This window comes from Mesorhizobium sp. L103C119B0 (assembly GCF_000502235.1).
GTDB lineage: Bacteria > Pseudomonadota > Alphaproteobacteria > Rhizobiales > Rhizobiaceae > Mesorhizobium.
The window spans coordinates 1-12,888 of sequence record NZ_AYXE01000018.1 but is presented as its reverse complement, the minus strand read 5'-3'; the positions used below and the strand labels follow the sequence as shown (position 1 = coordinate 12,888).

Below are 12,888 nucleotides of genomic sequence, written 5' to 3'. Positions count from 1 at the left end.
GACCGGCATTTTGGGAACGGACAGGATGAAAACAGCAAAACTCGACCGCGTTGCCCTGGAGGCGATGCTCGGCTCCTTGCGACCGAAGCTGCACCGCTACTGCGCCCGCATGGCCGGCTCGGTGATCGATGGCGAGGACATCGTCCAGGAGACACTGATCAAGGCACTGCAGGCCATCGACGGCGACGCCGCCGTCGAGCGTCCGGAGCAATGGCTTTTCCGCATAGCCCACAATGCCGCGCAAGATCATCTGCGCCGGCGCCAGCGGGAGCAGGCGCGCATGAGCGAGACCGACATGACGACGATCGAAGACCCCTCCGCCAGCGCCGATGCGAGGCTCGCCACCGCCGCCAGCCTGCGCAGCTTCATGCAGCTTGCGACGGCGCAGCGCGGCGCCGTGATCCTGGTCGACGTGCTTGGCCTCAGCCTGCATGAGACTTGCGAAGTGTCCGGCGCGACACTGGCCGCGACCAAAGCGGCGCTGCATCGCGGGCGGGCGCAGCTGCGCCTGCTGGCTCTGCAGGATGAACAGACGCCCGTTCCAAAACTCGACGCCGAGGACGAGCGGCGCCTGCGCCGCTATGTCGACCTGTTCAACGCGCGCGATTTCGACGCCGTGCGCGCGCTGATCGCCGAGGACATCCAGCTTGAAGTCGTCAACCGCACCCGCATGCGCGGCAAGGCGCAGGTTTCCAACTATTTCGGCAATTACGACCGGGTCAGCGACTGGACGCTGTCACTCGGCTTCGTCGACGGCAGGGCGGCGATCCTGATCCGCAACCCGGAGGCGGGAGATGACGCCGTCCGCGGCTTCATGCTGGTCGACTGGCAGGACGAGAAGGTCAGCCAGATCCGCGATTTCCGCTACGCGCCCTATTGCCTTGCCGACGCGGAGATCCGCTTCATCGACGAATGAGTACAGCGTCGAAGGAAGGCAGGTGGCGTTAGGCACATCAATCTGCCGTCGGATCGAAGCTCAAGATTTCTTCAAGCTCCCGCTTTATCTCTTTGGGCCGCCCCTTGATAATATAGGTACAACCAATCTTTGCTGCCTCCTCGGATACGCTAGGATCCCTGTGGACCGAGTAAATAACCACCTGTCTACCTCGGTGTCCTCTGTTCCGAGCATAGTATGCCACATAGAGTCCGGGGTACTTTACGTAAACATCACCTCGGTCTGCCACGCTACCCAACATAGGATCTAGCACAGGTATATTTAAGTCAACAATAACAGCGCGATAAATCTCCTTATCAAGCACCAGAATAGACTCATTTACACTTGAGGCAGTAATTGTTTTAATTTTCTCAGATTGAAGATAGTCAATCATCCAGCTCATATTGTGCAGCTCGTCGTCTATTACGACCACCGTATCGTGTTTCGTCGTCTTTGCCACTCTATCGCCCCCATTATGCCGGCAGCTTTACGACAAATAGAACCTTGCCCATAGCACCAGCCTCTACGTAAATACTCCCGCCCTGCTCCTCTATAATTTTCTTACATATGGACATTCCCAAGCCACTTCCAGACGCTATGATTTTCTTTGCGTTTTGACCCCTGAACCCAAGAGTACCGATCTTCTTTAATTCATCTTGGTCTATCCGATATTCCGAAATACCCCTTATCTCGATAATAAGCATGCCGGATGACTTCTGTATTCTTTGGTCAATCTCTACATTATGTCCTTTCTTTCCATATTTGATAAAATTGTCAAAAATATTCATAAGCACCTGCCGTATTAACTCCGGGTGCCCATTAATCGTATTTTGAGTAACTCTATCGTTCAATTTTATCTCTATACCTTTTGACTTTCCGTCCTCTTGGAAGAACATGGCTGATTCAATAATAACTTGTGGAATTACGATCTTGCGACGATCATCGTCTGCCACCCCTCCACTGCCCTGAGCGAGGAAGGCTAGATTTCGTATAAGAGTGATGCACTGCTCAAGTTGGGCGCGCGCTGCATTCAATCTTTGCAGTCTTCTCGATTCACCTTCGTTTAAACCATTCGCCAGGTTATCTAGCGTGCCTGCTACACCATTTAGAGGGTTGACAACCTGATGAACAAAATTGGCGAGAAGAGTTAGGTCGAGGTTGTCCATTTTTTCTTCGTTTTCCATACTTACCCCGCAATAGATATCAGCTACGGTTTTGAAGAACTGCACTTTCGTCTGATAGTTCCACTATTTCAATGTTTGCCCAGAGAGCGATTTCCACAAGGGTCTTTCTAGTCGAAGGTGTCAGCGCAAACCGCGGATGGATCATATCCATATGCAGATGACCGGACTCGGCTCTGGCAACGATATTTTTCGATCCAGAGGTATACCTCATCATAGTCAATAGCGACCTGAGACCGACGTCCTCCCAGCCATTCGCCGCGCCGGTCCATTCAAGCCATTCAAAATCGGGTGGCTCGCTTGCGGACCTCGACGCAACGATCTTGCCGTATACATGAAGTTGGTCTTGCCTCATGGAAATCAGCTCAGCGACCGCTGCACTGGCCTCCAATGGCATCGAAAAAGAACGCCCAAACTGGTGAGCAACATGCGCTGCTTGGGCAGCCTTCATCACTTCCGCCATAAGTGGTTGTAAGCTAATTTCGGCTTCGGTCAGCTTCTCCAGTAAACCGTATTTTGCAGCCACAGCAGGATAGCTCGACAAAATATGCAGCAGCTCGTAGCCACGCCACGATCGAACTACCAGGCGGTTCTTGTTCAGATTCCAATTCGAGATCTCGGTTTCGCAGGCAGGCGATGGATTGGAGTTCGTCACTATCAGAAGAAAATCGGCGCCGCGACTTTCTGCATAGGCAATTTTCTTCCAGACGGTTGGCCAATCGAGCGATGAACTATACAGCTTACACTCAACGTACCATTTTTGATTTTGATAGTGGCCGCTGAAATCAACTGCGCTCAAGACGCCTTCAATATCTCGCCCGCCATCAGCCCCAGGTGTTCGCCAAACAAGGCTTCTAAGGCCAGCCGCTTGCAAAAGATCAAAGGTCAAGTTCTCAAATTGGCCAGGCAACAGATCGGTTAGCTTCATACTTAAGCCTAACGCGGTGTTGTAGCGCTGACTAGCCTCGACGATGAGCGCCGTTGAGCGCGGCGGCTATTTGCGGCCTAGCTCAAACGCTTTTAAGCAACCCGGTCGACGATTGGGTCAGAACAGGCGGAGCAAAGCGACTGGCGAACGCCTGCAACTGATCGCACAAGGGAAAGGCCTCAGGCGAAGCTTTGCAAATTGGCGTCCTGCAGCTTGGAGCCGGCAAGCAGGGCCTCGAGCACCTGCTTCTTGAGCGACAGGCACTGCGAGCGGGCAAGCTTTGCGATGGCCGAGACTTCGGCCAGCTCGCAGGCAAGCACCAACTCCTTCTGCTGGCCGATGATCGCTTGCGTGAAGTCGCGCGATTTGAAGCCGAGATGGAGGACACGCTCCGACTGGTCGAGCGTTTGATCGAGCAGGCGAACCAGCCGCAGATTGCCGGAGAGTTCGGCCAGGGCCAGGCGAAAGGCGCGGTCGGCCGCCAGAAAGGCGACATGGCTGCGCAGCGTCTCCGGCTTCAGCACCTTCTGCGCCGCCAGCCTGATGTCGTCGAGCCCGCGTTCGGTGAGGTTTGCCGCGGCCACCCGGAACACTTCCGGTTCGATCAGGCTGCGGACGTCGAAGATCTCGTTGACGTCGCGCAGGCTAAGAGGTGCGATGACATAGCCGCGGCGCGGCTCGCTCTTGATCAGCCCTTCCTGCGTCAGGCGGGCCAAAGCCGAGCGGATCGTCGCCTTCCTGATCTGGTAGCGGTCGCCGATCTGCTTTTCGGTCAGGCTTTCGCCGGGTTGCAGGACGCAGGCGACGATGTCGCTCTTCAGCTGCTCATAAGCTTCCTCGCTGCGCAATATGTCGGCGGTCGACGGCGCCTTGACGGCGGACGGTGACACTGATTTCGGAAGAGCCATATCTGCCTGCCCGTTTGGTCTGCCCGCGTGGTCTGCCCGCGTAGTCTGCTTGCCCGTTTCGACCATCCGGTTGACGGGTCTGCCGGCATTCGCTAGCCTGAGCATCTCAGTTGTATTGGTTGAGCTTCCCAATGGAGATGACGACAAATGTCTCTTGCCGCCAACTCGCCTCTCTACGCCGTAACCTCCGATATCGTCAACGCAGCCAAAGGTGCTCATGCCTTCGAACGGGTCAAGGCGGTGCTGCGCGAACACACCGATCGCTTCCATGCATCAGGCGTGCTCGCGCATGAGGAAGACGACGATGAGGTGCTGCTGCATGCCAGCCCTGACTTGACCATCTACCACATCACGCTGTCGCCCGGCCTGCAGTACCCGCCGCACAACCATCTGATGGATGCGCTGATCGGCATCTACAAGGGTAGCGAGACCAACTTCATCTATCCCGTTGACGGCAGCGAGATCGATGCGCCGGAACGCCACGACATCGCGGCGCCCGCGGTGGTGCATATGAACCCGGATACGGTGCATGCGGTCGCCAACACCGGCAGCGCCCGCTCGGGCGCGCTGCATGTCTATCTCGGCAATCTGACGGAGACCCACCGCCACATGTGGAGCCCGGACAGCACCCACGCCGAGCCGTTCGACAATGAGCGGTATCTGGCTGGGGCGAGGCCGATTGGGCCCTGACCGGGAAAGCGGAAGAAAAGTGAGCCTGCTGCGCGGCGGCGCGCGCGAGCGTTCTGACGTCGCCGCGCCCAGATAACAGTCCCCACGTACCGGCCATTTCAAGAACACCGCAGCGCGTTGATTAGCGCAGTTAGTGCGGCAGGCTGATGCTGGCGACTGGGGTAATATTTAAAGAAGCCTGGAATAGGCGGCGTCCAGTTCTCCAGCACTCGAATGAGGCGGTGCTCGGCAACGTGTTCCGCGACCTGCTCTTCATATGTGAGCCCAAGACCGGCTAGCGGATCGCAGGAAATCACAGTTTCGGCGGAAATGGCGCGCCCGAAGAGACGCAACGCCCCGTCGCCTTAACGGTTGATTTCGTTAGCTTATTTTTATCAAAGGTAGCACGTCTGTAGCATAGATCAGTGACAAAAACCGATTTTGACCGGATTGGGCACGGATAGTGCAAATCGAGCTTTGCCGATGACTAATTTGGGGCCGAGAGCTGAACGTCCACTGTTAGCTGGCGGCAGATCGAAGCTGCCCTCCTGCGGGGATCCAATCAGAGATGCGTTTGTCCCCTCCGGCATCAGCTGTAATGCAACTTTGTTCTAAAACAGGAGGAAGCGGTTCTGTTTCGGATGGCATGCCAATGATGTTGCGGAAAGCATATTATTGGACCAGGTTTTGGAGCAGCTATCGCAAAGGGTGCAGCGTTCCAATCGGCCCGGGAAGCCTCTGCTAACCCCTGAGTATGATCTGAGGAGGTTTCTGCAATGGACACAACGGTTGAGAGCGACTGTAACGCCATACGGGCTCTGATCTCGCGCCAGTTTGCAAGCATGAGTTGGAAGGCGGCGGGCGAGCCCGACTGGGAGAAATTCCGATCCGATTTTTTTCCGGATGCGCAAATGTTTCCTTCATCGCGGCCGGCCCGGCCCCAATCCGTCCCCGCGTTCATCAAGCGAATGAGTTCTCTCGCAGGAAGCGACCTGTTGTCGCTTGATGAAAGGGTTCTCGGCAGCAAGATACAGGTGTTTGGCAATGTAGCAGTGGCAGTTATCGCCTGTGAGAATGTCGAAAACGAGATCAACTTGGAGCGAGTGGTTGAAATGATGCTTTTGGTGAAGGATCAGGGCAACTGGAAGATTGCGGCGCAAGCTTGGGACAAGGCAGGGGAGGACACGAGCCTGCCCACAGATATATTGGATTAATAAGCCGATAGCCGCCAGCCGGGTCACGCGCCATTATTTTCCTGCTGCGTCCGGTGAACCCGCTCTGGTCATCAAGTAGTCGTGGAATTGGTGTGGACCCATCATTACAGGCTCCAGACGCTCGATCGAAAACCCCTGGGAACGGTAGAAATCGATCGCGGATTGGTTTTTTTCAGCGACAAAGAGCGCTTGCGGATAGCCTACGCCGAAGTAGTTGCGAACTGTCTCGATCAGGAGTTTGCCCAATCCCAGCCCTCGGGTTTCAGGCAGCAGATACAGCTTCTTGATCCACAGGGTTCCGCCTTGGACATACGCGGAGGCATAACCTGCGTCCTTCCCGTCTGTCGTAATGATCCAATAGCTTTGCCGTCGCTCGTGCATGTCCGCGTAGAGACTGGGCATGGAATAGATATCGGCTACGATGCCCGCCGCCAGGTCTGCGCCGATCAGGGGTGTATAGTGGGCCTGCCAGATGACCAAGGCTAGGTCCCGGACCCGATGGAGATCGGTCGGGGCAACCAGTAAGATGTCAATGACCACCTAGACGCCTCCCAAAAGCGACACAAAGCAGAAGTTACTGTTTGAAACAGAATTGGCAAATTCCGTATGGGCCTGCCCCCTAATTCGGAGAGGAACCTTAACCCGGAACCACGCCGATCGAAAGAATTCTCACACATGTCTGCGATTGAGTCGCTCGTGCCGAGAACTCGTAGCAAGCAGTACAGCGACCGGGTCATACTGTGAGATAACCATAACACTTCTCCCATTGGTCGACATGGCCAATGTGGAGGATAGTGACGCGGTCGATTACCGGCTGGCGGGTTGCTGAACGGCCCCGCGGGGACAATAAACAGATGACCGCGAGGAATGTGATGGACAGTGATCTAACAGCTCTAATCCCGCGAAATGTGGAACCATGGCTTTCCCACCATCGGAAAAGGAAGCGGCCATCTACGCGGAGGTGAGCGCGTTGCCGCGCGTGGTTGTTTACCGGCCGCCCGCAGAGGATCTATTGGCGGCAGGCTTTGTCCACTACGACTGCCACCGCAATTGCCGTGACCAAGCAGCCAATGATTCATGCGGCAAAAGCAGGCATGTCTCTGGTTGGCTGCCACACGGCGAAGACCTAATCCTTCACTCAATTGCCGTCATAAGCGACCAGTGGATCTGTTTGACGCCGCAGTTAGTCCCAGCGCCGAACAGGTTTGAGTTTATTCCTGACACTCATCTTGAGTGGCGAGACTTAAATGGAAGTTCCACCCCGGATAGCATTTCGTCACGGAGACGAAGTACCGGAAGCCCTTCGCAGAGACCCGGGCCGTCATATCCGTCTGCGGGACGAATTTCAGGCTCTCGTCGCACGGGGGCATTCGGTGATCGGTGCCAGAGACCTCATTGCAAAGTCCGCTTCTGGGAGCTTGAGCCTCAGTTCGGAATGACCGCAAACAGGCGCATTCCAGTCCGGCAACTTTGGGGCCGGCTGCTGACTGTCAGGTTTCGGTCGCGCTCGCGGATAGCTGCCGTTCGGCAACCGACCATCCGCGTCGTTCGCGCGCGAACCGCACCATTCTGATACCAGGACTGGGCTCGAAGTCGGCCTGGAACCTGTGCTGCGGTTAAGGCATCCGACGTGATGATCGCGGTCGACAACTAGGTCGGCGATTGAACCGCAACTGCAGCAAATCTGCGTTAAAGCAAATTGCACGCCGGCTTACAGGCTGTGCGCAGCAGAGCCCATTCGCTTGCGATGTCGCCCCGCTTGCGACAGGATTGCCGCAACTGGAGGTTAGCCTATGACGCCAGATACCTTGCGACCCGACCACCGGCCACTCGACACTCCGCCTGTGCAATACCTGAACTTGGACCCGTCGCTTTATGTCCGCGATGATATCTGGCAGCAGGAACGGTGCAACATCTTCGCGCACACTTGGCAGTTCATGGGGCCTGTCGCCTCGGTCGCGAAGTCCGGTCAATACCTTGCCATCGACATCGCCGGCACGCCGATCTTCGCCATCCGGGGCCGGGACGGGACCTTGCGCGGATTTAAGAACGTCTGCCGTCATCGGGGGGCGAAACTTCTGGCCGATGGCGCCGGCAAATGTGGGCTGATCGTTTGTCCCTATCACAAATGGTCATTTGCCGACACCGGGCTGCTGGTGCAGGCCCCATGGTATGGCAAGGATCCCGCGATCATCGCCGAAGACTGGCCGCTGGACACGGTGCAGTTGTCTGAATGGCGCGGGCTGCTCTTCGCGGCACTTGACCCGAAGGAAAGTCTTCTGGATCAACTTGGCTCTCTGCCTGCCGAACTGGCGGACGAGCCGTTGGAGACCTATGCGGCCACCGATCAGGCCACTGTCAGCTTTGCGGCGAACTGGAAGATCTACACCGACAATTTCGTCGAAGGCTACCACATCCCTGGCACGCATCCCTCGTTCTACGCTGCCATCGACTTCGAAGCTTTCCAGACCACCGCCCATCCCGGTTATGTCNCCTGGCACGCATCCCTCGTTCTACGCTGCCATCGACTTCGAAGCTTTCCAGACCACCGCCCATCCCGGTTATGTCCGGATGACCGCACCGCCGAAAGACGGTCTGTTCTATCGCGGCAAATGGCTTTGGATGTGGCCGAACTGGACGCTGTCGCTTTTCGATGGTGGCATGAATGTTAGCCGGATCAACCCGACCTCACCGCATCATACAGACCAGCATTACCATTTCTTCTTTGCTGATATCGCTGCAGAAGCATCCGAGAACAGGGCGAAATCTGTGCAAGGCACTTTGGCCGTGGTACGCGAGGACTACGCGATCTGCGCCGATACACATCGCAACTATGCCGCAGGGGCCTATAGCTCGGGGCCGCTCTCGGGGCGGCATGAGCGGGGAGTGCAGTATTTCCAGGAACGGGTCGCTGCGGCACTGGGCTGTGACCCCCCTCTGGCGTCATTGTCCGCCGGAGAGTGCTCCGGATCGGCGCCGGCACGAGAGCCTCCCGGCCAGTCGTATCGTCGCTAAGATCAGCGTGGTGACGGGCCTCTTTGCCGTTATGACCGCTGAGGTCTGGCTCTGGGCTGGCCTGTACCGGTTGCTTGATATCTTCGCTGATTTCGAACTGGACTCTATTTTCGACCATTACTTTTTCGACCGTCCACTACGGCGACATCGTGCCCGCCCATGCGTGGCGTGTCCTGGCGGCGCTGGAGGGCGTAAAGGGGTTCTTGCTGATCGGCTGGTCGACCCCTATCCGATCGCGGCAGGCGCCCGCATCGGCCGTTCACGGCCGGCGAACAATTCTGACAGTAGCCAATGCTCAGACCGCCACCGAATGCCTGGCTTTGCCGGTTTCGAAATATTTGTCGAACTTCGCCGCGATGCTCCTGACAAAGGGACGGCTTTCCGCTGGCACGACGAAGCGGTCACCATCGAGCTCAAGCAATCGCGCAGGATCGTGGAGGGCCGTGGAACTCGCCTTGACGAGAAGTCTTTGGCCGGCTTCGCCAAAGCGCTCCACCAGCTCAATCGCCGAGAAGGCGAAATCACACATCAGCCGCTCGATGATCCAGCCGCGAACGCGGTCGTCGGCGGAAAGGGCGATACCCCGAACAGCGGCCAGTCCACCGTCATCAACCATGCGTCTATATTCGCTGGTTGAAGGCATGTTCTNGGACCCGGCAACCAGGCCTCGTCGATCATCGTCTGATGTTTCTTGAACCACGGTACATGCGCGTAGCCAAACAGTGCTATCCTGTCGGGTTCCAAGGTCAGCGCCTGCGCGACGGTGGAGGAGACGCTCTCCGTCGTCTGGTGCGGCAGGCCGTAGAGCAGGTCCAGATTCACGGACTCGACCCCGCGCGAACGAACACCGTCGACTACAGACTTGGTCTGCAAAAAGCTCTGCTCGCGGTTGATTGCCTTCTGCACCTTCGGATCGAAATCCTGGACGCCGAGGCTCGCACGGGTCATGCCGATTTCGGCAAGCGCATCGAGGCGGGCATCGTCCATATCGTTGGGTTCGATTTCAACGCTGATCGTGGCGCCGGGAAGAAAACCGAAGCTGTTGCGCAGGGCGGTTCCCAGTGCCACCATATCTTCGGGCTTGAGCATCGTCGGCGAACCACCGCCGAAATGGACGGCACGCACACGACCTTTGCNTTCGTAATGGCGTGTCTGCTTGGTATGGCAGGCACAGAACCAGCAAAGCTTGTCGCAGTATGGGATGTGCAGATACAGCGAGATTTCGTCGCCCTCGTTGAGCGCTTGCAGCCAGCCACGACAAACGGCAGCATCAACGCCTGGATGGAAATGCGGCGCGGTCGGGTAGCTCGTGTAGCGTGGAACGTTCTCACCGAGCCTGGCAACTAATTCTGGCCGCATGTCCCTATCCGATCACCTTTGCATGGCGCGACACTGATCACATTGGGCGCGAGCGGCCTTGATTTCGGTCAAGGCCGCCCGCGGACAAACTGCCGCAAGGTTCTTTCGTCCGCCAATGCTACCTTCCGGACACATGGAATCTCTGGACGATGAATATGACGGTGCGCCAAGACGTTCACAGTTCCAGCATTCCAGTGCTTTGCCAGTCTTGCGAGGCACGGCACCGCGGCGTTTGCGGTGCGCTCGGTCCCGACCAATTGGTAAGCCTGGCCAAGACCTCATCGAGGCATACCGTTGAACCGGGCACAGAACTGATTGGCGACGCCGAGACCGTCGACAGCTATTCGAACGTGCTTTCCGGCGTTGTGAAGCTGACCAAGAGCCTTTCGGACGGGCGCCAGCAGATTGTCGGCCTCCAGTTCGCCCCCGATTTTCTGGGCAGGCCCTTCAAGGTGGAAAGCGCGATCAACGCCGAAGCCGCAACCGCGGTTTCCGTGTGTTCGTTTCCAAAGGCCGCCATCGAGCGGATGATGAAGGAATCTCCGGAATTCGAGCATCGTCTGCTCAAACAGGCGCTCAACGAACTCGACGAAGCCCGCGACTGGATGGTGACGCTCGGGCTCAAGAGTGCTTCGGAAAAGGTGGCGAGCTTTCTCCTGATGATTGCCAGGAACATCGATCCCACGCTGGACCCGGCGGCGCAGTCGACGACCTTCGACCTGCCTTTGACACGCGCCGATATCGCCGATTTTCTCGGCTTGACGATCGAGACGGTCAGCCGCCAACTGACCAGGCTGCGAACAGACAGCGTGATCCGGATCGACAATAGTCGGCACGTGACGGTGGACAACATGGGCCAGCTGGAACGCCGCTCCGGCGTCTAACCGCCATCGACGACCCCGATCATGGGCAAGACGTGCTCGCGTTCGAAGGCGATATGCCGGCGCAAGCTTTCGAAGAAGCCGCGCAGCATGAAGCCGACAGCCTCGGCGTTCTCAACCGTCTCTCCATGGCCGATCGCCAGCAGGATTTCAGTCACCTCGCCGGCAAAGCATTCGTCCTCCACGTGCTCGGCGCGCAGTCGACGAGTTGAAGCAAGGTTGGCATCCCTGCCGGTCAAAGCAGCTTCGTAGGCCGGAAAGATCACCGTCTCCTCATATTGATGAATGTTGCGCAACAGCGGAACGATCGCGTTTGCCGCAGCCAGGCATGCCAGGCTATCGACCCTGGGCAGGGTGTCGGCTATTCTTTCCAAGGCATCGCAGAGCTGCAGCTTTTCCAGATGCGCACGTTTCATGAGCGCAACCGGGACTGCTTCTCTCCCAGATCGAACTATCGGCATCGACCTGTCTCGGCTCGTTTCGAACAGCGACGATCGCAGCTCCCTCTCCCTGTTCAACGACAGCCTTCCGATCTTCTGCAAATTCAACGCTGCCCAATCCAAAATCAAATGGCTTTGACATGGATCAAGGCGCCAGCCGCGTGACTGCTGGATTGGTGTCAGGCGGATTGACGTCCGCGCAAGGAATCCGAAGTCGGGGACAGGTCATGAAGTTCGGCACGCAAGTCTTCACTTTGGCCCTTTTTACCTTTGCCGCCCTGGTGGCCGCCGGTTTCGGAGTGGACGAGCCCTTCCGGCAGCATATGTGGGTGCTGTTTCTTGTGCTGCTCGGTTTTGTCGCCATCCTGCTCCGCAACACGAGTTTCGAAGGTGCCGTTCCGATCGACCCGTCCGCCTACATGGATGGTCCAATCCGCTACGGCGCCATCGCCACCATGTTCTGGGGTGTGGTTGGCATGCTGGTCGGGGTAGTCATCGCGCTACAGCTTGCCTATCCCGATCTCAACATTCAGCCCTGGTTCAACTTCGGTCGCTTGCGGCCTCTGCACACCTCGGGCGTCGTCTTCGCCTTCGGCGGCAACGCGTTGCTTTGCACGTCTCTCTATGTCGTCCAACGCACCTGCCGCGCTCGGCTGTTCGGTGGCGATCTCGCCTGGTTCGTGTTCTGGGGCTACCAGCTCTTCATCGTCATGGCCGCGACNCGCTCGGCTGTTCGGTGGCGATCTCGCCTGGTTCGTGTTCTGGGGCTACCAGCTCTTCATCGTCATGGCCGCGACCGGTTATCTGCTCGGCATCACCGAGAGCCGCGAATATGCGGAACCCGAATGGTATGTCGACATCTGGCTGACCATCGTCTGGGTCGCCTACCTGATCCTGTTCCTGGGCACGATCCTGAAGCGCAAGGAACCGCACATCTACGTCGCCAACTGGTTCTACCTTTCCTTCATCGTGACCATCGCGATGCTGCATGTGATCAACAACCTGTCGATGCCGGCCTCCTTTCTCGGCTCGAAGAGCTATTCTGCATTTTCCGGAGTTCAGGACGCCCTGACGCAGTGGTGGTACGGCCACAATGCGGTCGGGTTCTTCCTCACCGCCGGCTTCCTCGGCATGATGTATTATTTCGTGCCCAAGCAGGCCAACCGGCCGGTCTATTCCTACCGCCTCTCGATCGTCCATTTCTGGGCAATCATCTTCCTCTACATCTGGGCCGGGCCGCATCACCTGCACTACACCGCCCTGCCCGATTGGGCGCAGACGCTCGGCATGGTGTTCTCGATCATGCTGTGGATGCCGTCATGGGGCGGCATGATCAACGGCCTGATGACGCTGTCGGGC

The 12,888-nt window shown here is 57.5% G+C and carries 11 protein-coding genes and 2 pseudogenes; 6 read left to right on the top strand and 7 right to left on the bottom strand.

The window, feature by feature from the left end:
• Window positions 1-25 precede the first annotated feature (25 nt).
• Window positions 26-916, top strand: coding sequence for a sigma-70 family RNA polymerase sigma factor (locus X728_RS142255; protein WP_023832638.1), 891 nt, complete (start codon window positions 26-28; stop codon window positions 914-916).
• 37 nt (window positions 917-953) lie between these two features.
• On the opposite strand, the gene X728_RS142260 is transcribed toward X728_RS142255, so the two are convergent.
• From X728_RS142260 to X728_RS142275, 4 genes are all read right to left on the bottom strand, one after another.
• Window positions 954-1,394, bottom strand: a complete 441-nt coding sequence (locus X728_RS142260) for a response regulator (protein WP_023832637.1) — start codon at window positions 1,392-1,394, stop codon at window positions 954-956.
• Window positions 1,395-1,407: 13 nt separating this feature from the next.
• Window positions 1,408-2,118: a HAMP domain-containing sensor histidine kinase gene (locus X728_RS142265; protein WP_023832636.1), complete on the bottom strand. Its 711-nt coding sequence runs from the start codon at window positions 2,116-2,118 to the stop codon at window positions 1,408-1,410.
• 19 nt (window positions 2,119-2,137) lie between these two features.
• On the bottom strand, window positions 2,138-3,043 hold the full coding sequence (locus X728_RS142270) for a restriction endonuclease (protein WP_023832635.1): 906 nt from the start codon (window positions 3,041-3,043) through the stop codon (window positions 2,138-2,140).
• A gap of 179 nt (window positions 3,044-3,222) precedes the next feature.
• Window positions 3,223-3,951, bottom strand: a complete 729-nt coding sequence (locus X728_RS142275) for a GntR family transcriptional regulator (RefSeq protein WP_023714481.1) — start codon at window positions 3,949-3,951, stop codon at window positions 3,223-3,225.
• A 147-nt stretch (window positions 3,952-4,098) separates the two neighbouring features.
• On the opposite strand from X728_RS142275, the gene X728_RS142280 reads away from it, so the two are divergent.
• Both X728_RS142280 and X728_RS142285 read left to right on the top strand, forming a co-directional pair.
• Window positions 4,099-4,641, top strand: a complete 543-nt coding sequence (locus X728_RS142280; protein ID WP_023832633.1) for an autotransporter — start codon at window positions 4,099-4,101, stop codon at window positions 4,639-4,641.
• Between the two features lie 755 nt (window positions 4,642-5,396).
• The gene (locus X728_RS142285; protein ID WP_023827599.1) at window positions 5,397-5,834 is read left to right on the top strand and encodes a nuclear transport factor 2 family protein; all 438 of its coding nucleotides are present in this window, start codon (window positions 5,397-5,399) and stop codon (window positions 5,832-5,834) included.
• Window positions 5,835-5,867: 33 nt separating this feature from the next.
• Here the strand turns inward: X728_RS142285 and X728_RS142290 are convergent, their stop codons facing one another.
• Entirely contained in the window at window positions 5,868-6,374 is a 507-nt protein-coding gene (locus X728_RS142290) for a GNAT family N-acetyltransferase (RefSeq protein WP_023740167.1), read from the bottom strand.
• 1,253 nt (window positions 6,375-7,627) lie between these two features.
• Here X728_RS142290 and X728_RS142295 point away from each other — a divergent pair.
• Entirely contained in the window at window positions 7,628-8,506 is an 879-nt protein-coding gene (locus X728_RS142295) for an aromatic ring-hydroxylating dioxygenase subunit alpha (RefSeq protein ID WP_081732480.1), read from the top strand.
• A gap of 638 nt (window positions 8,507-9,144) precedes the next feature.
• Here the strand turns inward: X728_RS142295 and X728_RS01000000167155 are convergent.
• A pseudogene (locus X728_RS01000000167155) lies at window positions 9,145-10,208 on the bottom strand (radical SAM protein).
• 155 nt (window positions 10,209-10,363) lie between these two features.
• Between X728_RS01000000167155 and X728_RS142300 the strand changes: the two are divergent.
• Window positions 10,364-11,092 (top strand): Crp/Fnr family transcriptional regulator, encoded by a 729-nt coding sequence (locus X728_RS142300; protein WP_031195810.1) that lies wholly within the window; start codon window positions 10,364-10,366, stop codon window positions 11,090-11,092.
• Here the strand turns inward: X728_RS142300 and X728_RS0135995 are convergent.
• Window positions 11,089-11,505 carry a hemerythrin domain-containing protein gene (locus X728_RS0135995; RefSeq protein WP_023832627.1) on the bottom strand — a complete coding sequence of 139 codons (417 nt, stop codon included), beginning with the start codon at window positions 11,503-11,505 and terminating at the stop codon, window positions 11,089-11,091. The genes X728_RS142300 and X728_RS0135995 overlap by 4 nt on opposite strands.
• 251 nt (window positions 11,506-11,756) lie before the next feature.
• Here X728_RS0135995 and X728_RS01000000167150 point away from each other — a divergent pair.
• Window positions 11,757-12,888: pseudogene (locus X728_RS01000000167150) on the top strand (cbb3-type cytochrome c oxidase subunit I); the annotation flags it as partial.